General features: G+C 69.0%; 18 protein-coding genes. All 18 read left to right on the top strand.

Annotated features, from left to right (window positions below):
• Positions 1–32: 32 nt before the first annotated feature.
• The 18 genes from FOF48_RS22265 to FOF48_RS22180 all read left to right on the top strand — a co-directional run bounded on the left by FOF48_RS22265 (position 33) and on the right by FOF48_RS22180 (position 23790).
• Complete coding sequence (locus tag FOF48_RS22265; RefSeq protein ID WP_143904756.1) at positions 33–818, top strand: exodeoxyribonuclease III; 786 nt, start codon at positions 33–35, stop codon at positions 816–818.
• 28 nt (positions 819–846) lie between these two features.
• The gene (locus FOF48_RS22260; RefSeq protein ID WP_143904755.1) at positions 847–1626 is read left to right on the top strand and encodes a 1-acyl-sn-glycerol-3-phosphate acyltransferase; all 780 of its coding nucleotides are present in this window, start codon (positions 847–849) and stop codon (positions 1624–1626) included.
• A gap of 146 nt (positions 1627–1772) precedes the next feature.
• Complete coding sequence (locus FOF48_RS22255; protein WP_143904754.1) at positions 1773–3332, top strand: ATPase domain-containing protein; 1560 nt, start codon at positions 1773–1775, stop codon at positions 3330–3332.
• Positions 3333–3334: 2 nt separating this feature from the next.
• Positions 3335–3703 carry a two-component system response regulator gene (locus tag FOF48_RS22250; protein WP_143904753.1) on the top strand — a complete coding sequence of 123 codons (369 nt, stop codon included), beginning with the start codon at positions 3335–3337 and terminating at the stop codon, positions 3701–3703.
• Positions 3704–3828: 125 nt separating this feature from the next.
• A complete protein-coding gene (locus tag FOF48_RS22245) occupies positions 3829–4068 on the top strand; it encodes a hypothetical protein (protein WP_143904752.1) in 240 nt (79 codons plus the stop codon).
• Positions 4069–4213: 145 nt separating this feature from the next.
• On the top strand, positions 4214–4492 hold the full coding sequence (locus tag FOF48_RS22240) for a hypothetical protein (RefSeq protein WP_143904751.1): 279 nt from the start codon (positions 4214–4216) through the stop codon (positions 4490–4492).
• Positions 4493–4926: 434 nt separating this feature from the next.
• Complete coding sequence (locus tag FOF48_RS22235; RefSeq protein WP_143904750.1) at positions 4927–5694, top strand: hypothetical protein; 768 nt, start codon at positions 4927–4929, stop codon at positions 5692–5694.
• Positions 5695–5742: 48 nt separating this feature from the next.
• Positions 5743–6969, top strand: a complete 1227-nt coding sequence (locus tag FOF48_RS22230; RefSeq protein ID WP_143904749.1) for an ROK family transcriptional regulator — start codon at positions 5743–5745, stop codon at positions 6967–6969.
• Positions 6966–7829, top strand: coding sequence for a family 16 glycosylhydrolase (locus FOF48_RS22225; RefSeq protein WP_143904748.1), 864 nt, complete (start codon positions 6966–6968; stop codon positions 7827–7829). The genes FOF48_RS22230 and FOF48_RS22225 overlap by 4 nt, the downstream gene beginning before the upstream one ends.
• Positions 7826–9469 carry an ABC transporter substrate-binding protein gene (locus FOF48_RS22220; RefSeq protein ID WP_143904747.1) on the top strand — a complete coding sequence of 548 codons (1644 nt, stop codon included), beginning with the start codon at positions 7826–7828 and terminating at the stop codon, positions 9467–9469. The genes FOF48_RS22225 and FOF48_RS22220 overlap by 4 nt, the downstream gene beginning before the upstream one ends.
• 5 nt (positions 9470–9474) lie before the next feature.
• A complete protein-coding gene (locus tag FOF48_RS22215; RefSeq protein ID WP_143904746.1) occupies positions 9475–10458 on the top strand; it encodes an ABC transporter permease in 984 nt (327 codons plus the stop codon).
• Complete coding sequence (locus FOF48_RS22210; RefSeq protein WP_143904745.1) at positions 10451–12220, top strand: dipeptide/oligopeptide/nickel ABC transporter permease/ATP-binding protein; 1770 nt, start codon at positions 10451–10453, stop codon at positions 12218–12220. Before FOF48_RS22215 ends, FOF48_RS22210 begins: the two co-directional genes overlap by 8 nt.
• Entirely contained in the window at positions 12217–13212 is a 996-nt protein-coding gene (locus tag FOF48_RS22205) for an ABC transporter ATP-binding protein (RefSeq protein ID WP_143904744.1), read from the top strand. Before FOF48_RS22210 ends, FOF48_RS22205 begins: the two co-directional genes overlap by 4 nt.
• Positions 13193–14563 (top strand): GH1 family beta-glucosidase, encoded by a 1371-nt coding sequence (locus tag FOF48_RS22200; RefSeq protein ID WP_143904743.1) that lies wholly within the window; start codon positions 13193–13195, stop codon positions 14561–14563. The genes FOF48_RS22205 and FOF48_RS22200 overlap by 20 nt, the downstream gene beginning before the upstream one ends.
• Positions 14560–17844, top strand: coding sequence for a glycoside hydrolase family 2 TIM barrel-domain containing protein (locus tag FOF48_RS22195; protein WP_143904742.1), 3285 nt, complete (start codon positions 14560–14562; stop codon positions 17842–17844). The genes FOF48_RS22200 and FOF48_RS22195 overlap by 4 nt, the downstream gene beginning before the upstream one ends.
• Before the next feature lie 13 nt (positions 17845–17857).
• Positions 17858–18415 carry a hypothetical protein gene (locus tag FOF48_RS22190; protein WP_186002017.1) on the top strand — a complete coding sequence of 186 codons (558 nt, stop codon included), beginning with the start codon at positions 17858–17860 and terminating at the stop codon, positions 18413–18415.
• Complete coding sequence (locus FOF48_RS22185; protein ID WP_143904740.1) at positions 18412–19077, top strand: hypothetical protein; 666 nt, start codon at positions 18412–18414, stop codon at positions 19075–19077. Before FOF48_RS22190 ends, FOF48_RS22185 begins: the two co-directional genes overlap by 4 nt.
• Before the next feature lie 219 nt (positions 19078–19296).
• Entirely contained in the window at positions 19297–23790 is a 4494-nt protein-coding gene (locus FOF48_RS22180; RefSeq protein WP_143904739.1) for a discoidin domain-containing protein, read from the top strand.
• Positions 23791–23834: the final 44 nt, after the last annotated feature.

The following is a 23834-nucleotide window of genomic DNA, read 5'->3' as shown; positions in this document are numbered from 1 at the left end:
AATACCCGCGCGCTTTCGCCATAAGCGGGGGCGTGCGAGTCGTCTCCTGGAACGTCAACGGTCTGCGCTCCATCCACCGCAAGGGCTTCCTCCCGTGGCTCTCCAAGGCCCGGGCGGACATCGTGGGGCTGCAGGAGGTGCGTGCCCGCGTGGAGCAGCTGCCCGCGGAGGTACGCGCGCCCCGCCGTTGGAAGACCCACTTCGTGGCCGCCGAGCGCCCGGGCTACAGCGGCGTGGGGCTCTACAGCCGGCACGAGCCGGAGGACCTCACCACCAGCCTGGACGCGCCGGAGGTGGATGCGGAGGGCCGCCTCCAGTTCGCCCGCTTCGGCAAGCTCACCGTGGTCAACGGCTACTTCCCCAATGGCAACGGGAAGGACCGGGACTTGAGTCGCATCCCCTTCAAGCTGGACTTCTACCGGCGGCTCTTCGCGCGGCTGGAGAAGGCCCTGCGCGACAACCAGCGCGTGCTGGTGATGGGCGACTTCAACACCGCGCACCGCGACATCGACCTGGCACGCCCGCGAGAGAACCGCGAGACGAGCGGCTTCCGTCCGGAGGAGCGCGAGGAGTTCGACCGGTGGCTCCGTGCCGGCTGGGTGGACACCTTCCGCCACTTCAACCCCGCGGGCGGCCACTACTCGTGGTGGAGCCAGCGCGCGGGCGTGCGTGAGAAGAACATCGGCTGGCGCATCGACTACGTGCTGGCGACGCCGGCGGCGCTCGGCTTCGTGCGCAAGGCCTCCGTGCATCCCGACGTCCATGGATCCGATCACTGCCCGGTGAGCGTGGACCTGGACCCCGAGGTCCTCTCCTGAACCCCCTCATCCCCAAGGGACACCCCCAATGAACGCACTGCTCTCCATCTGGACCTGGGTCGAGGTGGGCCTGGTGGCCCTGGTGGGCTTCTTCGTCCAGCTCTTCCTGCTGATCTTCACGGGCCTCTTCGACAAGCGGCGCTACGTGGTCGGCCGGTGCTTCCGGCTGGTGGGCGTCACCGCCGCGAAGCTCACGCCCTACTGGCGCTTCGGCGTGCACGGGAAGCTGCCGGAGCGCGTGGCCCCCAACACGGTGGTGGTGAGCAACCACGAATCCAACGCGGATCCCTTCCTCATCTCCCACCTACCGTGGGAGATGAAGTGGCTGGGCAAGAAGAGCCTCTTCAAGGTCCCGGTGGTGGGCTGGATGATGAGCATCGCGGGCGACATCCCGGTGGAGCGCGGCGACCGCGACTCGGCCACGGGCGCCATGGCGCGCTGCAAGGAATGGATGCTCAAGGGGATGCCGGTGATGATCTTCCCGGAGGGCACGCGCTCCAAGACGGACGAACTGCTGCCCTTCAAGGACGGCGCCTTCCGGCTCGCCATCGAGATGCAGGCGGATGTGCTGCCGCTGGCGGTGAGCGGGACGCGGCTCGCGCTGCCCAAGCACTCGTGGCGCTTCGCGACGTCGCGAGGGCTGGTGACGGTGGGCACGCCCATCTCCACGAAGGGGATGACCCTGGACGACGTGGAGACGTTGAAGACCCAGGCGCGCGCCCAGATTGAAGCCCTGCGCGCATCGCTCAAGCCGCTGACGGGCGGTACGGCACTCGCGCCAGCGACGGACACCCACGCGGGCCCGTGAGCGGCCGGAGGGGCAGGGGCATGCCGTTCAGTACCGGTCGTTCCCCAGATTGTTGCTCCCTCTCGGATTGGCTGGATTAAAGGTGGGATCAGGACCGTCTCCCACGGCCCTGACCCGGCGCACGGCGCCGAGGAAGGAAGCGCGAGATGACCCCGGGAGGTCCACGTGAGGCGGAGCGGGTGTCCACGGGCATCCCTGGCCTGGACACCGTGCTCTGCGGTGGCCTGCGCAAGGGCCGGATGTACATGGTCCTGGGGCTGCCGGGGGCAGGGAAGACCATCCTGGCCAACCAGATCTGCTTCCATCAGGCGGCCCAGGGCCACCGCGTCCTCTACCTGACGCTGCTGGCGGAGTCGCACACGGAGCTGGTGAGCAACCTCCAGACGCTGTCGTTCTTCGACCCGGCCTTCGTGCCCGAGAAGATCAGCTACCTCAGCGCCTTCACCATCCTGGAGCAGGGGGGACTGGAGGCGCTGGCGGACCTCGTGCGCAAGGAGATCAAGTCGCACAAGGCGTCCCTGCTGGTGCTCGACGGCTTGCTGGCCGCCGAGGAGCTGGCCCCATCGCGCCAGGCGCTCAAGAAGTTCATCCATGGCCTCCAGGTCGTGACGGGGCTCATCGGGTGCACGACGGTGGTGCTGACCACTGGGGGCGACAAGGGGCTGCGCGCCGAGCACACGATGGTGGACGGCCTGTTGCTGCTGCGGCAGCGCTCCTTCGGGGTGCGCACGCTGCGCGAGCTGAGCGTCCGCAAGTTCCGGGGCAGCGCCTACAAGCTGGGGCAGCACGGCTTTGAGATCACCGGCGACGGGCTGACGGTCTACCCCCGCCTCGAGTCCATGGTGGACGGGAACCTGGTGCCCGGCGCGGCGAAGCGCGAGCGCGACGCCTTCGGGGTGGCGGGCCTGGACGCGATGCTGCACGGTGGCGTGCCGGCGGGCTCCACCACCATCCTCCTGGGGCCTCCTGGAAGCGGAAAGACGCTGTTGGGCCTGAGCTTCCTGGCGGACGGAGCGCGGCGGGGCGAGCGCGGCCATTACTTCGCGTTCTACGACGCGCCGGAGCGGATGCTGGCCCAGGCGGCCGGGGTGGGCCTTCACCTGCAGCCCCTGATGGAGCGGGGGGACCTGGAGGTGAGCTTCCGGCCGCCCACGGAGAACATCCTCGACAAGCTGGGCACCGAGCTGCTCACCACCATCCGGAGCGGGCGGGTGCGCCGCATCTTCCTGGATGGGTATGAGGCGCTTCGCCGTGCCTCGACCCGGAACGCGCGGGTGGCGCGGTTCCTGGCGGCGCTCGTCAACGAGTGCCGGGTGCGCGAGGTGACGCTCGTCTACAGCGCGGAGGCCACCGCGGCCTTCGGGCCGGAGGTGCGGTTCCCCCTCAAGGGCATCTCCATGGTGGCGGAGAACATCCTGTTCTTGCGCATGGTGGAGCTGCACTCCGGGCTGCGGCGCTTCATCGCGGCGCTGAAGGTCCGCAACAGCGGCTACGACCCGGCTCTGCGCGAGCTGGAGATCACCTCCAAGGGCATCAAGGTGGGGCAGCCGTTCGAGGAGGGGCAGATGCTGATGACGGGTCTGGCGCGCACGCCGGAGCCGGCCCCGCTGCCGAAGCCACGGCGCAAGCCACGCAAGGACACGCCTTCGGCCAAGGCCACCCCGTCGAAGCCGCGCCGGAACGTCCGCAAGCGCCGAGGGACGTAATCATGGGGCCCGTCCTCATCGTCGACGACGAGTTCGGCATCGTGGAGGCCGTCCGGGACCTCCTGTCCGACGAGGGCTACCCCACCGCCACCGCGCTCAACGGCCGCGAGGCGCTGGAGCGGATGGCGCGCGAGCGCCCGTCGATGGTGTTGCTCGACTACATGATGCCGATGCTCAACGGGCCGGGCGTGCTGGATGCGATGTTGAAGGATCCAAGCCTGCGCGACGTGCCAGTGGTGATGATGAGCGCCAGTCCACCGGAGTTCTGGCAGCACCTGCCGTGCGCCGGCTTCCTGCCCAAGCCCTTCGACATCGACCAACTGCTCGCCGTGGTCCATCGCATCGTCGGTGCTGGACCGCGAGCTCCGTAGCCCCCTCGGTTCGGCAGGTCCTGGTTTGATGCGCCAAACCCGGACATGGGCGGGTTGGCAATGGTGACCAAGCGAATGAGACGATTCCCTCGACCCTCAGGGAATGGGCGGTCCTTCTTGCTTTCATGGGCGCCATTGCGGCTGTGTTTGCATTCATCGCGAGCGGTGGGGTTTTCGAGGGGGTTGTTGTTTTCTGGTATGCATGGGGTGTCCATGTCGCTCTTCTCGTAGCCTATCTGGCTCGACGCGCCCTGCTTCTGCGTCAAGGGCGGGCGGGCATCAACGTGACGATGGACAGTCTCATTTTTGAAGGGATTCAGATTTCTGGATTCACCATGGCCCTGTTGTTGTTTTTCAAGCTCTGAAGGGCCGTGGCGTAGCGTAGGAGGCTTGCTTCCGCCGTCCCGTCACTCGCTACGAGGTGAAAGTGGAGAACTTCCTGCAGTCCTGAGAAGTCCGTGCGATGTTCCGAGAGTCGCGGCCCGTCAGGCAACGCAAGGAGGCTCTCCGTTGACATTGCGTTACGCCCCATTCGCCATCAAGCAGCACGCGGAGGGCCTCAACCGGCAAGCCTCCTTGAGCGTATTGCTGTATGGATTCCTCGGCTTCCTCGTCGGCGCTTGGGGCGGCGGAGCAATCGGCGGCACCGAAACGGATGTTGGACTGGCTATCATCTGGCTGGGGGGCATCGTCGGGATGCTTATCGGTGGAAGCATCGGCAGACGTCGCGCCATGACACTGGAACTCCAGGCCAAGACTGTGCGTCCTCGCGTGGACCACCTGCGCTGAGACAGGCCCCTTCAAGTCATCGTCTCACTCCAGCTTCGAGGCCTGGACCCCGCGCATGCTGGCGCGGTGCGGTCGGCCTGTCGCAGTCCGTTTCCCCTCCATCTCCATCCCCAACATCTTCCGACCGCCAGACTGCAAAACGGCGCACTGCATCAACGGATTGACACGGAGGAGTGCCCGGTCACGCCCTTGCAAACGGGTCAAGGGGGCTGGTATTTCTTCGTCAATCGAACGAACTCGCATGTGTTCGTGATGGGCGGGGACGCAGGACAGCTCCAGACAGCAGGGGCTCCGTCGGCGGGAGACGCAGACTCTCCTCTGGCGGACGGTGGCGCGGGTGACGCATTGCGACATGCGAGCGGCGACTTCCAGTGGCTTTTGATTTCTTCGACGTAAGAACGAAGTCATTCAGCAAGACAACCAGGAGTGATCGCATGCATCGCAACAAGCGTTTCGCGTGGACGTGGGCGGCCGCCGGACTTTTCGCGGTCGCGGGGCTCATTGGCGCATGTGATCCCGAGGACGAGACGCCGGCCCCCAGCCCCCAGTCCGACGCCGGGACCAAGACGGATGCGGGCTCCGACGCCGGTGGCACCACCGACGCCGGCGGCAACACCGACGCGGGCTCCGACGCCGGCAACAATACCGACGCGGGCTCCGACGCTGGCACGCAGACCGATGCGGGCACCCCCGACGCCGGCCCACAGACGGGGCTCCCACTCGCGGTGGATGGCACGTGGGCGGCCAGCGGCTACATGGGAGCGGGCGGGCAGCCGAACGGCCTGGTGGACGAGCCCATCTGCGCAACGCCCCGTCCGGGCGCGGGCCTGGGCAACTGCCACAAGTTCACCGCGACCCAGAAGGGGGACTTCGCCTGGGCGGGCGTGTTCTGGCAGTTCCCCGAAGGCGCCTGGGCGGATGACCCGCGTCCGGGCTTCCTCGTGCCGGACGGCGCGAAGTCCGTGACCTTCTATGCCTGGAGCGAGGCGGGCGGCGAGACCGTCGACTTCTTCGTGGGATACGAGACGAAGGACGGCTTCACGAAGAAGATCACCGCCACGCTGACCAACCAACCCAAGCAGTACACGCTGGACATCAGCAGGGTCCGCTACACGGAGGTTGGGGCGGGCTTCGGATGGTCGGCGGGTGGACTGGACGTCAAGCCCCTCGTGTTGTTCATCGACGACATCCAGTGGCATTGATTTCTCACTGGAGCGCTAGGCGCTCCAACTACGGAACGTGAGCGGACGATGAGAGCGGGAACGGCGGTGTTGACGGTCGATGCGGCGGGCATGCGCGCGCAGAACAGCGGCCTGTTGCTGAACATGATCTGGCGCGAGCGTCAGATCTCCCGGGCGGAGATCGCCCGGCGCACGGAGCTCAGCCCGTCGACCGTCTCCGCCATCGTCGCGGACCTGGAGCAGGCGGGCCTGGTGCGCAGCATCGGCGCCGGGGTCTCCCGCGGGGGCCGCCGTCCCACCCTCATCGGCTTCTGCGACGAGGCCTTCAGCCTGGTGGGCGTCGAACTGGGCGCCACCCACGTCACCGTCGTCCTCACCGACCTCCGCGGCCGCGTGCGCACGCAGAGCAAGGCGAGCCACGCGGTCCGCGGCGATCCGGAAGGGTCGCTCCAGAAGGCCCGGGAGCTCATCCAGCAGTGCCTGGACGCCGAGCGCGTCCCGCGCCGCTCCGTGGTCGGCATGGGGGTGGCCGTGCCCAGCCCCGTGCACCCAGCCGCCCCCGGGAAGATGTCCCCCCTCATCCTGCCCGCCTGGAAGAACGTGGACGTGCGGGAGTGGTTCGAGACCGCCTTCGACATGCCGGTGTTCGTGGACAACGACGCGAACCTCGGCGCCCTGGCGGAGTGCTTCTGGGGCGCGGGCGCCGGGGGCGAGGACCTCACGTACATCAAGCTGGCCACCGGTATCGGCGCCGGCCACATCATCCACGGCGACGTCTACCGGGGCGCCGGAGGCACGGCCGGTGAGATCGGCCACATCGCGGTGGACTCCAACGGGCCGCTCTGCGTGTGCGGCCTCAGGGGCTGCCTCGTCACCCTCATCGGCTCCACCGCGCTCACCGAACGCGCGCGCGAGCTGATGGGCACGCGGGGCCGCAAGGGCCCCACGGTGCGCGACCTGGTGGACGGCGCCCGCGCGGGCGATGCCGCCGCGAAGCAGATCATCGACGGCATGGGCGCCTACCTGGGCATCGCCGTGGGGGGCCTGCTCAACCTGCTCAACCCAGCCATCGTCGTCCTGGGCGGAGAGATCTCCTCCGTGGGCGAGATGCTGCTCGACCCCTTGCGCGCGTCGGTGCGGCAGCGCGCGCTGTCGGTGTCCATGGCGGAGACGCGCATCGTCACGTCGGCCCTGGGAGAACGCGCCATCGCCGTGGGCGCGGCCACCCTGGTGCTCCAGGCGGCCCTGCGCGACCGCACCCTCTTTCCCACGCAGAACGTCGGGAGGACCGCATGACATCGCGTCGGTTCGTCTTCGCCCTGGCCCTCTCGGGCCTGGGACTGGGGTCGTGTGACCCGGCTGCGGGTCTGGATAATAAGCAAAACGAGGAACCGAAGCCCATCGCGGAGCAGCCGGGCACGGGCTGGGAGCTCGTCTGGCAGGACGAGTTCGACGGTCCCGCGGGCACGCTGCCCTCGAAGGAGCGCTGGGGCGCGGAGGTGGGCGGGGACGGGTGGGGCAACGGCCAGTACGAATACAACACCGCGCGGGCGGAGAACGCGTCCCTGGACGGCGAGGGCCACCTGGCCATCACCGCGCGGCGTGAGCGCTACGGCAACAACGACTACACGTCCGCGCGGCTGTCGACGAAGGGCCGCTACGAGAAGGCCTACGGCCGCATCGAGGCGCGCATCCAGCTGCCCACCGGCCGAGGCATCTGGCCGGCGTTCTGGATGCTGGGCGCGAACGTCAACACCGTTCCGTGGCCCGCGTGCGGCGAGATCGACATCATGGAGCACCGGGGGCAGATCCCCTCCATCATCCGCAGCTCGCTGCACGGGCCGGGCTACTCCGGCGGCGCGAACGTAGGCCGGGAGTACGCCGCCTCCGGCCCGCCGCTCGCCGCGGACTTCCACGTCTACGCGGTGGAGTGGGAGCCGGAGCGGATGCGCTTCATCCTGGACGACACCGTCTACTTCGAGGCCACGCCCGACAACCTGCCCGCCGGGAAGAAGTGGGTCTACGACCATCCGTTCTTCATCATCCTCAACGTCGCGGTGGGCGGCTCGTTCGTGGGGCCGCCGGACTCCAAGACGGTGTTCCCGCAGACGATGAAGGTGGACTACGTCCGCGTCTACGAGAGGGCGGCGCAGTGAGGTTCGCCCGCGCGCTCTTGCCGCTCGTGCTGCTGGTGGCGTGCTCCTCGGAGCCGCGGCCCCGGCCGCCGGGCGTGCTCTTCGTCTCCGTGGAGCAGCAGAGCGCGTGGGTGCGCAACTTCAACCCGCTGTTCGCGGGCGCCGGTGCGCGCTGGCCCACGCGCGCGGGCGTGTATGAGTGCATGGAGATCTTCAGCTCCGCGCAGGCCCGGTGGGTGCCGTGGCTGGCCACGGGCCATGCATGGTCGGAGGATCAGCGCACGCTGCGCTTCACCCTGCGCGACGGGGTCCTCTGGTCCGACGGCAAGCCCTTCAGCGCCGACGACGTCGTCTTCACCTTCGGCCTGCTGAAGCAGCACCCGGCGCTGGACGCGGGCGGCGTGTGGCGCTTCCTCGCCGACGTGAAGGCGGAAGGCCGGGACACCGTCGTGTTCTCCTTCTCGCGTGTGTACCTGCCGGGGTTCAGCGACCTGGCGCACCAGATCGTCGTGCCCCGGCACATCTGGAAGGACGTCGCGGATCCGGTGACGTTCACCAATCCAGAGCCGGTGGCCACCGGGCCCTTCACCCAGGTGACACTGTTCCGCAATCAGGTCTACGAGCTGGGCCGCAACCCGCACTACTGGATGCCCGGCAAGCCCAAGGTGTCCGCGCTGCGCTTCCTGGCGTTCCCCACCAACGACCAGGCCAACATGGCGCTCGTGGAGGGGGAGGTGGACTGGGCGGGCAACTTCGTGCCGGCGGTGGACCGCACCTTCGTGTCGCGCGACCCCGCGCACCACGCCCGGTGGTTCCCGCTCTACGGCAGCACGGTCTTCCTCTATCCCAACACCACGCGGCCCCCGCTGGACGACGTGCGCGTGCGCAAGGCGCTGAGCATGGCGCTGGACCGCGACCAGCTGGTGGAGGTGGCCATGTATGGCTACACGCGCCCCGCGGACGCCACCGCCCTCAATGACGCGTACTCCGGCTGGAAGGATCCGGAGGTCGCGAAGGACGCGTGGACCCACTACGACCTGGACGCGGCGAACAAGCTCCTGGACGAGGCGGGCCTGACGCGCGGCCCGGATGGTCTCCGCCGCCTCAAGGAGGGACAGCCCTTCGCGCTGGACCTGGAGGTGGTGAGCGGGTGGTCGGACTGGGTGCGGGCGGGGCAGGTGGTGGGCCGCGACCTGCGCAAGCTGGGCATCTCCGTGCAGCTCAAGACGTACGAGTTCGGCACCTGGTTCACGCGCCTCCAGAAAGGCGAGTTCCAGATGGCCATCTCCTGGTCGCTGGATGGGCCCACGCCGTACAACTTCTACAAGTGGCTGCTGTCACCGCGCACCGTCCGGCCGGTGGGCGAGGTGGCGGCGGCCAACTGGCACCGCATGGGGGACGCGCAAGCGGATGAGCTGCTCGTGCGCTTCGAGCGCGCCGGCACGCCGGAGGAGCAGCACGCGCTGATGTCCCAGGTGCAGCAGCGCTTCTCCGCCACGGCGCCCGCCATCCCGCTGTTCCCCAACCCCTCCTGGGGCGAGTCCAACAGCCTGCGCTTCACGGGCTTCCCGACCGAACAGAACCCCTACGCGCGGCTCGCGCCACACGCGGAGCCCGACAGCCTGCTGGTGCTGACGGAGCTGTCCCCCAGGGAGCGCTAACGAACATGGGCCGCTACATCCTCCGGCGACTGGGCTTCTACCTCATCGCCGCGTGGGCCTCGCTCACGCTCAACTTCGTGATCCCGCGCCTGGCGCCCGGCGATCCGGCCGCGGCGATGTTCGCGCGCTTCGAGGGAAAGGTGCAGCCGGAGGCCATGGGCGCGCTGAAGGCCGCCTTCGGCTTCACCGATGCTCCGCTCCACGCCCAGTACCTCACCTACCTGAAGCACCTGGCGCAGGGTGACCTGGGCATGTCGTACGCGTACTTCCCCTCGCGCGTGACGGAGGTCATCGGCACCGGCCTGATGTGGACGGTGGGCCTCGCTGGCGTGGCGGTCATCATCAGCTTCGTGGTGGGGTCCTTCCTGGGCGTGCTCGCCGCGTGGAACCGGGGAGGGTGGCTGGACTCGGGGCTCGCTCCCGCGCTCTCGTTCCTGGGGGCCTTTCCGTACTTCTGGCTGGCGATGCTGGCGCTCTACCTCTTCGGCTTCGTGCTGGGGTGGTTCCCGCTGCGCCACGCGTACGGGCACGACATGGAGCCGGGGCTTTCGTTCGCGTTCGCCGCGGACGTGGCCCGCCACGCGGTGCTGCCCGCGTCCTCCATCGTCGTGGCCACGCTGGGCGGATGGATGCTGGGCATGCGCAACACCATGGTCGCCACGCTGGGCACGGACTCCATCCGGCTGGCGCACGCGCGGGGCCTGCCGCCCCGGCAGGTGATGCTGCGCTACGCCGCGCGCAACGCGCTGCTGCCCAACATCACCAGCTTCGGCATGGCGGTGGGCTTCGTGCTCTCCGGCTCGCTGCTCACGGAGATGGTCTTCTCCTATCCGGGCACGGGCTACCTGCTCATCCTCGCCGTGCGCAACCAGGACTACCCGCTGATGCAGGGGCTGTTCCTGGCCATCACCCTGGCGGTGCTCGCGGCGAACTTCGCCGTGGACCTCATCTGCCTCTGGTTGGATCCGAGGACCCGCGCCCATGCGTGACTCCCTGCGAAGGCTGCTCCGCCATCGGAAGGCGGCCGTGGGCGGCGGCCTCCTGTTGTGCTTCCTCCTGCTCGCGGTGGTGGGGCCCTTCTTCGTGATGGACCCGTCCGAGCTCGTCGGCCGTCCCCACCAGCCGCCGTCCGCGGCGCACTGGTTCGGCACCACGGGGCAGGGCCAGGACGTGCTCGCCCAGACGGTGGTGGGCGCCCGGCGGACGCTGGCGGTGGGCTTCGCGGTGGGCGCGCTCGTCACGCTGGTGGGCGCGCTCGTGGGTGTCACCGCGGGCTACCTGGGCCGCCGCGTGGACGACGTGCTGTCGCTCGCCACCAACGTGTTCCTGGTCATCCCCGGCATGCCGCTGGCCATCGTGCTGGGGGCCTACCTGCCCTCCGGCCCCTTGCGCATGGTGGCGGTGCTGACGGTGGCCGGCTGGGCGTGGAACGCGCGCGTGTTCCGCGCGGAGTCGCTGTCCCTGCGCGGGCGCGACTTCGTGTCCGCGGCGGTGGTGACGGGGGAGAGCCATTCGCGCATCGTGTCGCGGGAGCTGCTGCCCAACATGGCGTCCATCCTGGGCGCGTCCTTCATCGGCAACACGCTCTACGCGGTGGGCGCCCAGGTGGGCCTGGAGTTCCTGGGGCTGGGCGACGTGAGCGAGGTGACGTGGGGCACCAACCTCTACTGGGCCGGCAACGACGCGGCGCTGCTCACGCGGTCGTGGTGGATCTTCGTGCCCACGGGCATGTGCATCGCGCTCGTGGGCTTCTCGCTCACGCTGCTCAGCTCCGCCGTGGACGAGATGACCAACCCCGCGCTTCGCGTGCACAAGCCCGCGCCGCTGCCGCCGGGGACCGTGCTGCCCGTGCACGTGGACCGGCCCTCGCCGGGCGTGCTCCTGAGCGTGCAGGACCTGTGCATCGACTACGCGACGGAGAAGGGCGCCTCCCGCGTCGTGGACACGGTGTCCTTCGACCTGGCCCCCGGCGAGGTCTTCGGTCTGGCGGGCGAGTCCGGCAGCGGCAAGTCCACCATCGGCTCCGCGCTGCTGGGCCTGTTGCCTGCCTCCGCGCGCGTCACGCAGGGGCGCATCCTCTTCAACGGCATGGACGTCACCGCCCTGGAGGGCGCGGGGCTGCGGGCCTTCCGCTGGCGCCAGGTGTCCATGGTGTTCCAGAGCGCGATGAGCGCGCTCAACCCGGTGCTCACGCTGGGCGAGCAGTTCCACGACACGCTCGCGGCGCACGGCCGCGTGTCGCGCGCCACGTCCTACGCCCGCGCCCGGGAGCTGCTGGGCATGGTGGGCCTGTCGCCGGACCTGGTGACGGCGTGGCCCCACCAGCTCTCCGGCGGCATGCGGCAGCGCGTGGGCATCGCGCTGGCGCTGGCCCTGGAGCCCCGGCTGATCATCATGGACGAGCCCACCACGGCGCTGGACGTCGTGGTGCAGAAGGAGCTGCTCCAGCGCGTGGTGGAGCTCAAGCAGCGCCTGGGCTTCGCCGTCCTTTTCATCACCCACGACCTGCCGCTCCTGCTCGCGCTGTCGGACCGCGTGGGCGTGCTCCAGGCCGGCAAGCTGGTGGAGGTGGGCACCTCCGCCGCGTTGCGCGCCGGAGCCCACCACCCCTACACGCAGCTGCTGCTGTCGTCGTTCCCGCACCTCGCGGCGGGTGACGCGGCCCCCGCGCCCCAGCCGGCGCCGGCCCCCGAGCTGCCCGTGTCCCGGCCGTCCACGCGCGTCGCCGCCATTCCCGGAGGTCACCGATGAGCGCGCCCCTGCTGGAGGCGGAAGGGCTCACCCGTGGCTTCGTCACGGGCGGCTTCTTCTCCCGCGAGCGCCGGCCCATCATCAAGGGCGTGTCCTTCTCCCTCCAGCCGGGGGAGATCGTCGCGCTGGTGGGCGAGTCCGGCAGTGGCAAGAGCACCCTGGCGCGCCTGCTGGCCCGGCTGGACATGCCCGACGCGGGGCACCTGCGGCTCGCGGGACGCGACGTGCTCACGGACAGCAGCGCGCAGGCGTCGCTCGACTACCGCAAGCGCGTGCAGATGGTGTTCCAGGATCCGTTCGCGTCGCTCAATCCGGTGCACACGGTGGCCTATCACCTGGAGCGGCCGCTCGTGCGTCACGGCCGGGTCCCCAAGTCGGGGCTGCGCACGAAGGTGCTGTCGCTCCTGGAGTCGGTGGGCCTCACGCCGCCGGATCAATTCGCGGGGCGCTACCCGCATGAGCTGTCCGGCGGCCAACGCCAGCGCGTGGCGGTCGCGCGCGCCCTGGCGGTGGAGCCGCAGGTCATCATCGCGGACGAGCCCACGTCCATGCTCGATGTGTCGACGCGCAAGGGCGTGCTGCAGCTCTTGCGGGGCCTGACGCAGGAGCGCGGCATCGGCATCCTGTTCATCACCCACGACCTGGCGAGCGCGCGCCACCTGGCCGACCGCATCCTGGTGCTCTACGCGGGCACCGTGGTGGAGGCGGGCAGGGCGGACGAGGTGCTGCGCCACCCGCGCCACCCCTACACGAAGCTGCTCTTGTCGGCGGTGCCGGACGGAGACGACTTCCTCCAGTCCGCGCTGCCGGTGCGCCCCGCCACGGGCCTGCCACCGCTGACGGGCTGCCCGTTCGCGCCGCGCTGTCCGGTGTCCGAGCCGCGCTGCTCCACCCTCACGCCTCCCGACGTCCTGCCGGCCGCGAACCACCTCGTTCGCTGCCACCTCGAAGTTTCGAAAGGAGTTACCTCCGATGCGTCAGTTTCCTCCTGACTTCCTGTGGGGAGTGGCCACCTCCGCGTATCAGATTGAAGGCGCCACCCGTGTGGATGGCCGGGGTGAGTCCATCTGGGATCGCTTCTCCGCCACCCCTGGGAAGATCCAGGACAAGTCCGACGGCTCGGTGGCCTGTGAGCACTACCGCCGCTGGCCGGAGGACATCGAGCTGATGCGCTGGATGGGGCTGAAGTCCTACCGCTTCTCCATCGCGTGGCCGCGCATCCTCCCGGAGGGGCGGGGACGGGTGAACAGCCTGGGCGTGGACTTCTACTCGCGCCTCGTGGACTCGCTGCTGGGCGCGGGCATCGAGCCCTTCGTCACGCTCTACCACTGGGACCTGCCGCAGGTGCTGGAGGACCAGGGGGGCTGGCCGGCGCGCGCCACCGGTGACGCCTTCGTGGAGTACACGGATGTCATCACCCGCGCGCTGGGCGACCGCGTGAAGCGGTGGATCACCCACAACGAGCCCTGGTGCATCAGCTACCTGGGCTATGGCAACGGCGAGCACGCCCCGGGCCACAAGGACTGGTCGAAGATGCTGGCCGCGGCGCACACGCTGCTGCTGTCTCACGGCCAGTCGGTGAAGGTCATCCGCGCCAACGTGCAGCGCGCGGAGGTGGGCATCACGCTCAACCTCACGCCGGGCGAGCCCGCGTCGCCCAGCCCCGAGGACGCGGACGCATGCCGGGACTTCGACGGCGGCTTCAACCGCTGGTTCCTGGATCCGCTCTACGGGCGGGGCTACCCGAAGGATGTGATCGAGGACCACGTGAAGGCGGGGCGCATCCCGTCCGCGCACCTGGACTTCATCCAGCCCGGGGACCTGGAGACCATCGCCACGCCCACCGACTTCCTGGGCGTGAACTTCTATTCGCGCGCCGTCCTGCGCAGCAACCGCATCCCGGAGGAGCAGAACGCGCCCCGCACGGTGCACGTGCGCCCGGACAAGACGGACATGGACTGGGAGGTGTGCCCGCAAGCCCTCACGCGGCTGCTCACGCACCTGCACACCGAATACGACCCCGGCCCCATCTACATCACGGAGAACGGCTGCGCGTACGCCACCGCCCCCAGCGCGGATGGCCGCGTGCACGACGCCCAGCGCGTGGACTACCTGCGCACGCACCTGGAGGCGTGCAGTGACGCCATCCGCCAGGGCGTGCGGCTGGCGGGCTACTTCGCGTGGTCGCTGCTCGACAACTTCGAATGGGGCTACGGCTACACCAAGCGCTTCGGCCTGGTGTGGGTGGACTACGCGACCCAACAGCGCATCCCGAAGGACAGTGCCCACCTCTATCGCGACGTCGTGGCCCAGAACGGGCTGGACGTGGAGCAGGCCGCTTGAAAAGGCTCTTCCTGACGACGTGTCTGGCGCTCTGCGGCCCCCAGGCGTTGGCCCAGGTGTCCGGGGCCGGTGCTCCGGTCCAGTCGCCGCCCTCCGCGGGCCCCGTGGACGCCGCGGCGCCCGTGCCGGCCCCAGCCGCCCCCGCGCCGGAGCCCGCGGCCCCCAGGGCGCCGCTGATGCCCGCCACCCAGGCGGCCGCACCCTCGAGCGCCCCGCGCACCACGGTGACGCGCGTGTACCACGACGAGCGCGGCTTCAAGCTCCAGGTGGATGGGAAGGACTTCCCCATCCATGGCGTCAACTGGGGCTACACGCCCATTGGCGAGAACTACCGGTACTCGCTGTGGACACAGCCGGAGGACTTCATCAAGCAGGTGCTGGCGAAGGAGATGGGGATGCTCCGCGACGCGGGCATCAACGCCATCCGCCAGTTCGATGACATCCCGCCCGTCTGGGTCGAGTACATCCACCGGAACTACGGCATCTACACGATGCTCAACCCGCTGATGGGACGCTATGGCCACCCGGTGAACGGGGTCATGGTCGTCAACATCGACTACTCGAACCCGGACCACCGCAAGGCCATCCTCGGCGCCCTGGCCGAGAAGGTGGAGGTCTACCGGGACGTGCCCGGCGTCCTGATGTGGCTGCTGGGCAACGAGAACAACTACGGCCTGCACTGGACGTCCTTCGAGATCGAAGCGCTGCCGGGCCATGAGGACGCCGCGCGCGCGGAGTCGCTCTACTCGCTGTATGGCGAGGCGGCCCGCACGGTGAAGAAGCGCGACACGAACCACCCCGTGTCCATCGCCAACGGCGACCTCCAGTACATCGACCTCATCGCCAAGCACTGCCAGGACCTGGACGTGCTGGGCACGAACGTCTACCGCGGCGCCACCGCGCGCGACCTGTTCGCGGAGGTGAAGGCCAAGCTCAACAAGCCGGTGTTCTTCTCCGAGTTCGGCGCGGATGCGTACGACGCCCGCGCGGGCCGCGAGGACCACGTGGCGCAGGCGGAGTACCTGCGCACGCAGTGGGAGCAGATCTACCTGGAGGGCTACGGCCATGGCCTGTCGGGCACCGCCCTGGGTGGCTTCGTGTTCCAGTGGGTGGATGGCTGGTGGAAGATGGGCCAGGAGTCCAACCTGTCCATCCACGACACCACGGCGTCGTGGCCGAACGGGGGCTACACGGCGGACTTCGTCCCCGGCCAGAACAACATGAACGAGGAGTGGTTCGGCATCGCGGCCCTGGGCCCGCCGGACGCGAACGGCATCAGCGGCATCCAGCCGCGCACCGCCTACTACGTCCTCCAGGCCGCCTTCCGTCTGGACCCGTACGCGGCCACCACCACGCCGGACGTCATCCGCGACTACTTCGGGAACATCCGTCCGTCCGCGCTCACCAGCGGCTACACGTCGTCGGTGGCGCTGGCGCGCACGGAGGAGCTGGGCGCGGTGCGGGTGTCCAACCTGCGGCTGCTCCTGGACAGCTCGCTGTCGCGCGGAAGCATCGCGACGGTGCGGCCCAACCAGAGCTCCGCGGACCACACCGAGTCCATCTTCTTCGACCTGGCGCTCCAGCCGTCCAGCGGCGTCTACGGCCGCGCGTCGTTCAACGTCGTGGGCAACGTGGCGCAGAACCGGCTCAACAACCTGTTCTACGAGAACCGCGGCACGCCCTCCACGCCGGGCGCGAACGCGGTCCCCGTGGGCCCTGGCGCCCCCGTGCGCGAACAGTCGCCGCTGGATCGCTTCGCCCTGTACCAGGCGGAGTTCAAGCTGGACCGGACGGACTTCGCGCTCGAGGGTTACTACCGCACCGGCCACTACCACTGGGGCGAGGAGGGCGACTTCTTCGGCCTCTACCGCGAGGCGAACTACGGGCCAAACCTGGACATCTACCACGGCAACGCGCCGTTCGGCGTGGTGTTCAGCGGCAAGCGCGCCATCGAAGGGCTGAAGGTGGCGGTGGGGCCGGAGCTGTACTGGGGGGCCAACCCCTCCGTGGTGGCCAAGTACCGCAACCGCGTGGGGCCGGTGAACGTGACGCTGGTGCACCAGGAGGACCTGGCGCAGGGCGCGTCCTCGTCCACGGCCTCCGTGGTGCGCGAGCGCATCGCGCGCAGGACGGCGCTCAACTTCCAGTACGCCACCGGCAAGATGGTGCTGGACGTGGGCGGCCTCTTCTCCGCGCCCCAGCGCATCGGGGAGACGTTCACGTATACGCGCGCCGCGCCGGACGGCGCCCCCAGCTATCTCAACAGCGGCTACGACGTGCTCCAGGACAAGGTGCAGTTCCTGGACACGCTGGGCGCCAAGGCGCGGCTCACCTACGACATGGGCCCGGTGCGCTGGCTCGCCCAGTCCTCCATCCGCGGCCTCGTGGCGGACAGCGGGCCGGAGCAGGCCAACATCATCACCGGGTGGAGCCTGCGGGAGAGCGGACGCGGCAATCACTACTCCGGCCAGCTGGGCGCGGCGGTGCAGCTGGGGATGCTCCAGGTGTCGCCCAACTTCCTGTACCAGAAGCCCCTCGTCGGGCCGAACCCGACCATCCAGGACGCTTACGATCCAGACACCGGCCGCTACTACGCGGGCGTGCGTCCGCGCAGCGTGCTGTCGGATGCGTTCAGCGTGCTGGACAACCGCGAGACGCTGGGCGGCGAGCTGCTCATCACCTTCGACCCGACGCCCGCCACCTGGTTCTGGTCCTGGGACCGCGACATGCGCGAGGACGCGCCGTTCGCCGCGGGCCTGGACATCGTCTACCGCCACCAGCCCACGTCGCGCGACGCGGGCATCGCCATCCTCGCGGATGGGAGCACCATCGCCTTCGGCAGCGCGCCGGTGCCCCGCGATGAATGGGAGACGTCCCTGCGCCTGGTGGGCAACCCCTCACAGTCCCTGCGACTGTTCGGTACGGCGTTCGTGGGCAGCAACCAGTCCTCCGGCGAGGACAGCCGGCAGGTCCACCGCTTCGGCCTGGATGGCTCCGTGCTCTACGACACGCTGCTGCTCGCGGCCCAGCTGCACTTCAACGACTGGGGACCCTACGACTACCACCGGGTCTTCAACCTCACGTACCCGGTGCAGCTGGGCGGGGATTTGTCCTACGGGTTGAAGAAGCCGGTGCTGGGCGCGGTGTCCACCCGGTTCGGCCTGCGCGGGCTGGTGCGCATGCTCGACGAGTACTCCGAAGGTCTCAACGACCGGGGCCTCACCGAGGGCCTGAAGGGTCGCGAATACGAGGTGGGCGCGTATGCCATCCTTTCTCTCTGAGGGAACACGCATCATGAGGACCGGTTTCCTGCTGACCGCCGCCGTGGCCTCGTTGTCCGGCTGCTACGACGACCCGACCATCCTCTATGGCAAGTCGCTGGACGGACTGACCTTCACCGTCACCGACCCGGCCATGGGCATCTACCCGAACACGTCCGTGCTGGACGACCCGAACAACCCCTTCGCGGGCTCGGGCGTGGGCACGGAGACGAAGTGGAAGATCCAGTCCGGGGCGGATCCGGTGGCGGCCTACTACGCGTGGGCCACGGTGCTGGCGAACGGCCCGTATGGAGAGGCGCAGTACTACACGGCGCTCAACCTGACGGCCATCTACCAGCGGGGCCTGGCGGATCAAGCCAGCCTGCCGAAGGCGCGGGAGATGGCGGTGAAGGCCTTCCAGTCCGTGCTCGACAACTTCCCGGACGCGGTGACGTACGACGCGTCCGGCACGGTGGCCTACGAGCTGGCGACGCCCTCCTACAAGGGCGTCGTCGAGCTGGGCGGCAGCGTCAGCGGCGGCTGGGTGATGGTGAAGACCTCCAGTGGTGCGGACCGGGCGGTGAAGCCATGAAGAAGCCTGCGTGGGGATTGTTGTTGCTGCTCGCTGCCTGCCGCCCGGATCCGGGCCCGGCGGACTACACGGGGCAGGAGCTGCCGGGCAACCCTGACGGAGGCTCGGACCCGGCGGCGGAGCTGCTGCCCGGGCCCGACCCCTACGTCGCGGGGCAGCGCCGGATGATGGTGGGTATCTTCTACGAGATGGGCCGCTCCGAAGAGGTGCTGCTCGACAACGCGGAGACCAACTTCTACCTCTACGACAACACCGTCTACGTGGAGGACGACGCGGACCGCGTGGAGGGCAAGATCGCAAGCCGCATCCTGTGGAACAACAAGGCGTGGCTGGGTTTCGGCGTGCACTGGAAGACGTCGCGCAACTTCGATGCGTGGAAGACGCTCCACGTCAGCATGAAGTCGACGGATGCCGGCTTCGCCAACGTGAAGCTTGGAATGTCCTCCGGCGTGGGCACGAACGAGAAGGGCTATCCGCTCGCGGCGACCCGCTACGGCTGGGCGAATGACGGCGCGTGGCACCATCTGGCCATCCCCGTCGCGGATTTCGTCGCGGCGGGCCTGAAGCTCAATGACGTCTCATCCCCGTTCACTTTCGGCGCCGAAGGTGGAGCCACGGGGCAGTCTCTCCTGCTCGACAACTTGTACTTCACCGCGAACTAGGCAGGAACGCAGTGCCAGGAAGGGTGGGCCGGCTGTCGTCGTGTGACAGCCGGAGCGCCCGAGCTTTGTCCTGACGACACCAGCGCGCCCCCGCGCCCGGTGTCGGCAGGGCAGGGAAGGCAGTACTCCCGCCGGGCAGTTCCCTGCGTCCGCCGCGCGCCCTGGCCGTGCGCGCGAACGCGTGTGTCGCCGTGTTCCTACTCAAGGAGTCGTCCCCCAATGTCTGGATATTCATCGCAATTGTCAAGCAGGGGCGTCAGCCCATGCCTTCCACCAGCACCGCGCGTCTGGCTCTTGAACGCGTTCGCGGCGGTGCTGCTGCTGCTGTCCACCCTGGGTGCTTCCGAAGCCCATGCCCAGACGAACGTGGCGCTGAACAGGCCCACCTTCACGTCGTCCGCGGAAGGGCCCTTCCTGGGCCAGTACGCGGTGGATGGGGACGGTGGCACGCGGTGGTCCAGCGGCTTCACGGAGAATGAATGGATCACCGTGGACCTGGGCCAGACGCGAACCATCGCGCGCGTGGTGCTGACCTGGGAGCCCGCCTATGCCACGGGCTACAAGATCCAGGTCTCCAACAACAACACGACCTTCACCGACGCGCTGGTGGTGAGCAATGGCGACGGCGGGGTGGATGACCTGACACTGCCGGCTGGCACGACGGGCCGCTACGTCCGCATGCAGGGCGTCACCCGCGCGCTGCCCGCCTATGGCTACTCGCTGTGGGAGTTCGCTGTCTATGAGACGGGCGGCGGCACGACCACGGGCGACCTGGCCAAGAACAAGCCCGCGACGGCGTCCAGCGTGGAGGGTAACTCCGTGTACCTCCTGCCGGGCTTCGCGTTCGACGGCGACATCAACACGCGCTGGGCCTCCGTGCAGGGCGTGGATCCGCAGTGGATCCGCGTGGACCTGGGCACGCCCCAGGTGGTGGGCAAGGTGGTGCTGGAGTGGGAGGGCGCGTACGGCAAGACGTACACCATCGACGGCTCCAACGACGACACCAGCTGGACCACGCTCAACACGGTGACCAACGGCGCCATCGGCCGCCGGGAGATTCCTGTCTCCGGCACCTACCGTTACATCCGCATGCGTGGCACGGAGCGCGGCACGGGCTATGGCTATTCGCTGTGGTCCTTTGAAGTCTACCAGTCCGGGGGCACGACTCCGCCGCCCACGCAGACCACCAACCAGACCATCAAGCTGAACTTCCCGGAGCTGGCGTATGCGAAGATCAATGTATCGCCCGCGCCCCTCTCCGTGACGCCGGTGCCGGAGGAAGGCAACACCACGCCGTCCGTGCGCAACCCGCCCGGGCCGTTCACCTACCAGCTCACGTTCCCGCCCAACACGACGGTGACGCTGTCGAAGAACCAGTTCTCTCCCACCCAGCCCAACACGGACATCCGGCTGGCGGTGGTGGATGTGAATGGCACCCAGCAGCGCGCCCAGTCCGTCACGGCGCTGGCGGTCCAGGGCGCGGACTGGAACGTGGAGATCTACTCCACGGGCGGCGGTGGCCAGGATCCTCGCGACCCGACCATCATCCCGGACCCGTACGTGGCGCCGGCGCCGCTGCCGGTGGCGGGGGCGTTCCGGCTGACCGCGCCAGCCAACAGCGCGATGATCACCGCGACGCGCAAGCCCACGCTGTCCTGGGCCACGGTCACGGGCGCGACCAACTACAAGCTCTACGTGAACCTCACTCGCAACGACTACGACTGGATGGCGGCGGGCAACCTGCTGGACCGGTACACGCAGGTGGCGTCACAGACGGGCACGTCGTTCACCTTCACGGAGGACCTGCCGGACCGCTGGACGTACAAGTGGTACGTGGTGGCGACGCTGTCGGGCGGCGCCACGTCGCGCTCCGACATCGGCAACTTCAGCGTGTACCTGCCGGTGGTGGAGACGCAGGCGGACGGCGTCAACCTCATCAATGGCATGCGCGACCTGAACAAGAATGGGACCATCGAGCCGTACGAGGATTGGCACAACCCCATCTCCGTGCGCGTGAATGACCTGCTGGGCCGGATGACGCTGCGGGAGAAGGCGCTCCAGATGTTCTACGACGCCAAGGTGTACCCGGAGGCGGGCTTCCAGATGGGGCCGCTGTCGCCCACCGACATCCCGATGTTCCAGAAGGCGTCCGCGGCCACGCGGCTGGGCATCCCGCACATCGACGCGGGTGACTCCATCCACGGGTACAAGACGAGCTGGCCCACGCAGCCCGCGCTGGCCGCGTCGCGCGACCTGGACACCATCCACGAGATGGGCGACATCCAGCGCAAGGAACAGCTCGCCATTGGCAGCCGCGGCACGCTGTCCCCGCTGGCGGAGGTGAACACCAAGGTCCTCTATCCGCGCATCCAGGAGGGCAATGGCGAGGATGCCGACCTGGCGGCGGGCATCACCCGCGCGCTCATCGCGGGCCTCCAGGGCGGTCCGGAGGTGAACCCGTCCTCCATCTGGGTGACGACGAAGCACTGGCCGGGCCAGGGCGCCGGCGGCGAGGCGGGCATCACCTACGATGGCACCACCATCCACTACCACATGCGTCCGTGGCACGCGGCCATCGAGGCGGGCACCAGCGGCATCATGCCGGGCTACGCCGGCAGCTGGCTGCTGGGGCCGGAGGGCTACGGCGCGGGTGACAACCCGGGCATCCTCAACTACCTGCGCAACCAGCTGAAGTACGACGGCGTCATCTGCTCGGACTGGCTGCCGTCGGGTTCGTGGGTGCGCTCGGCGACGGCGGGCTCGGACGTGATGGGCGGCGCCACGCCGTCCGCGATGGCGAACTTCGAGAACGAGGTGCCGGTCGCGCGCATCAACGACTCCGTGCGCCGCATCCTGGACCTGAAGTTCCGCCTGGGCATCTTCGAGGACCCGTACAAGCAGGGCCCCGCGGGCACCTCCCAGTGGCACACGGCGGACAGCAAGGCCGCGGTGCGCCGTGCGTCCCAGGAGGCCATGACGCTGCTCAAGAACGATGGCGCGCTGCCCATCCGCCTGCCCGCGGGCGGCAAGGTGGTCATCGCGGGCCCTCGCGCGGACGACATGTCCTGCATGGTGACCTGGCGCTCGGACTTCCACGGCACCGAGTTCGGCGACCCGACCATCTACGCGGCGGTGAAGGCGCGCGCGGAGGCCGCGGGGCTGACGGTCTACAAGGACAACGCCCCCGGAGGCGTCACGCCGGATGCGGCCATCGTGGTGGTGGGCGAGAGCTACTTCACGCACGGCACCGAGTGGGACAAGGAGAAGCCGTACCTGCCGGGCGACCCGATTGGCCCGGCGCACGAAGCGAAGTGGGGTGACCAGTTCGGCATCATCAACAGCTTCAAGTCGCGGGGCATCCCCACGACGGTGGTGATGATCATGCCCCGGCCCTACGTGCTGACGAACGTCATGCCCATCTCCAACGCGCTGATGATCGCGTACCGCCCCGGCGACATGGGGGGCTACGCGGTGGCGGACGTGCTGTTCGGTGACGTGCTGCCTCGCGGCAAGACGCCGTGGCAGCTGCCGCGCGGCATGAACCAGATTGGCACGGACGTGGAGAGCGGCCAGCTGGAGAGGTGGGACCTTCCCTTCGACCTGGGCGCGACGGACGCGGAGCGGACGGCCATCCGCCAGAAGATCGCGGCGGGCCTGCCGGTGCCTCCCACGTATGGCAATCCGCTGTTCCAGTACGGCTCCGGCATCCAGGGCTTTGGCCTGACGGACGCAACGCCGCCGGTGGCGTTCAACCTGCTGACGCCGTCGAACAACCTAGTCATCACCGGCACGCGTCCGGCGTTCACCTGGACGGCGAGCAGCGACCCGCAGACGGGCATCCAGCGCTACGAAGTGTATCTGGACGGTGGCGCGATGCCGGTGGCCATCACCAAGACGCCGTCGGCGGCGCTGGACGGATTGAAGCTGGCGAACGGGACGCACACCTGGTTCGTGAAGGCGTTCAACTGGGCGAACGGGGTGACGCAGTCCTCCACGTTCACCTTCACGCTGAACGACACGACGCCGCCGTCGGCCTTCGCGGCGCTGTCGCCGTCGGCGGGCCAGGCGGTGCCCGGCACGTCCACGCGCTTCATCTGGGAGCAGACGACGGACGTGGGCGCGGGCGTGGCCGAGTACGTCCTCATCGTGGACGGCGCGGACCGAAGCCCCTCCATCCTGCGCAGCACGCCGGTGGCGGCGGGGACGAACCTGGCGCTGGGCAAGAACGCGTATGCCTCGTCCGTGGAGTTCGGCAGCGCGAACGACGCGGTGGACGGCAGCCTGACGACGCGTTGGTCGAGCGTCGGCACGGCGACGACGGGCGACACCGAGTCCATCACGGTGGACCTGGGTGCCATCTATTCGCTCAAGCGGATCGTGCTCAACTGGGAGGCCGCTTACGGCCGACGCTACGTGCTGGAGGCCTCACTGGATGGCAGCACCAACTGGGTGGCGCTGAAGACAGTGGACACTGGCGACGGCGGCATCGACGACTGGACGGTGGCTGGCGTGGGCCGCTACGTGCGCATGCGGGGTGTGCAGCGCGCCACGGCCTACGGCTACTCGCTGTGGGAGTTCGAGGTCTACGGCGTGGGCACGGAGCAGACGACGGTGAACGGCCTGGCCACGGGCACGCATACATGGCGAGTGCGCGCGGTGGACGGCGCGAACAACACCACGCTGTCGTCGGGGCCCATCACCTTCACGAAGTAGTGGTGAGGGGTTGAGTTGAAGGGGAGGGGCGGCCGGACGACGGC

The sequence above is a fragment of the Corallococcus sp. Z5C101001 genome, assembly GCF_007352635.1.
GTDB lineage: Bacteria > Myxococcota > Myxococcia > Myxococcales > Myxococcaceae > Corallococcus > Corallococcus silvisoli.
The sequence above is the reverse complement of the archived record's forward strand: the minus strand, read 5'-3'. Positions and strand labels throughout refer to the sequence as shown.

Coding starts and splice junctions, on each gene's coding strand:
- FOF48_RS22260 (WP_143904755.1), top strand. CDS start 847: ATGAACGCACTGCTCTCCATCTGGACCTGGGTCGAGGTGGGCCTGGTG.
- FOF48_RS22255 (WP_143904754.1), top strand. CDS start 1,773: ATGACCCCGGGAGGTCCACGTGAGGCGGAGCGGGTGTCCACGGGCATC.
- FOF48_RS22250 (WP_143904753.1), top strand. CDS start 3,335: ATGGGGCCCGTCCTCATCGTCGACGACGAGTTCGGCATCGTGGAGGCC.
- FOF48_RS22245 (WP_143904752.1), top strand. CDS start 3,829: ATGGGCGCCATTGCGGCTGTGTTTGCATTCATCGCGAGCGGTGGGGTT.
- FOF48_RS22235 (WP_143904750.1), top strand. CDS start 4,927: ATGCATCGCAACAAGCGTTTCGCGTGGACGTGGGCGGCCGCCGGACTT.
- FOF48_RS22230 (WP_143904749.1), top strand. CDS start 5,743: ATGAGAGCGGGAACGGCGGTGTTGACGGTCGATGCGGCGGGCATGCGC.
- FOF48_RS22225 (WP_143904748.1), top strand. CDS start 6,966: ATGACATCGCGTCGGTTCGTCTTCGCCCTGGCCCTCTCGGGCCTGGGA.
- FOF48_RS22215 (WP_143904746.1), top strand. CDS start 9,475: ATGGGCCGCTACATCCTCCGGCGACTGGGCTTCTACCTCATCGCCGCG.
- FOF48_RS22210 (WP_143904745.1), top strand. CDS start 10,451: ATGCGTGACTCCCTGCGAAGGCTGCTCCGCCATCGGAAGGCGGCCGTG.
- FOF48_RS22205 (WP_143904744.1), top strand. CDS start 12,217: ATGAGCGCGCCCCTGCTGGAGGCGGAAGGGCTCACCCGTGGCTTCGTC.
- FOF48_RS22200 (WP_143904743.1), top strand. CDS start 13,193: ATGCGTCAGTTTCCTCCTGACTTCCTGTGGGGAGTGGCCACCTCCGCG.
- FOF48_RS22190 (WP_186002017.1), top strand. CDS start 17,858: ATGAGGACCGGTTTCCTGCTGACCGCCGCCGTGGCCTCGTTGTCCGGC.
- FOF48_RS22185 (WP_143904740.1), top strand. CDS start 18,412: ATGAAGAAGCCTGCGTGGGGATTGTTGTTGCTGCTCGCTGCCTGCCGC.
- FOF48_RS22180 (WP_143904739.1), top strand. CDS start 19,297: ATGTCTGGATATTCATCGCAATTGTCAAGCAGGGGCGTCAGCCCATGC.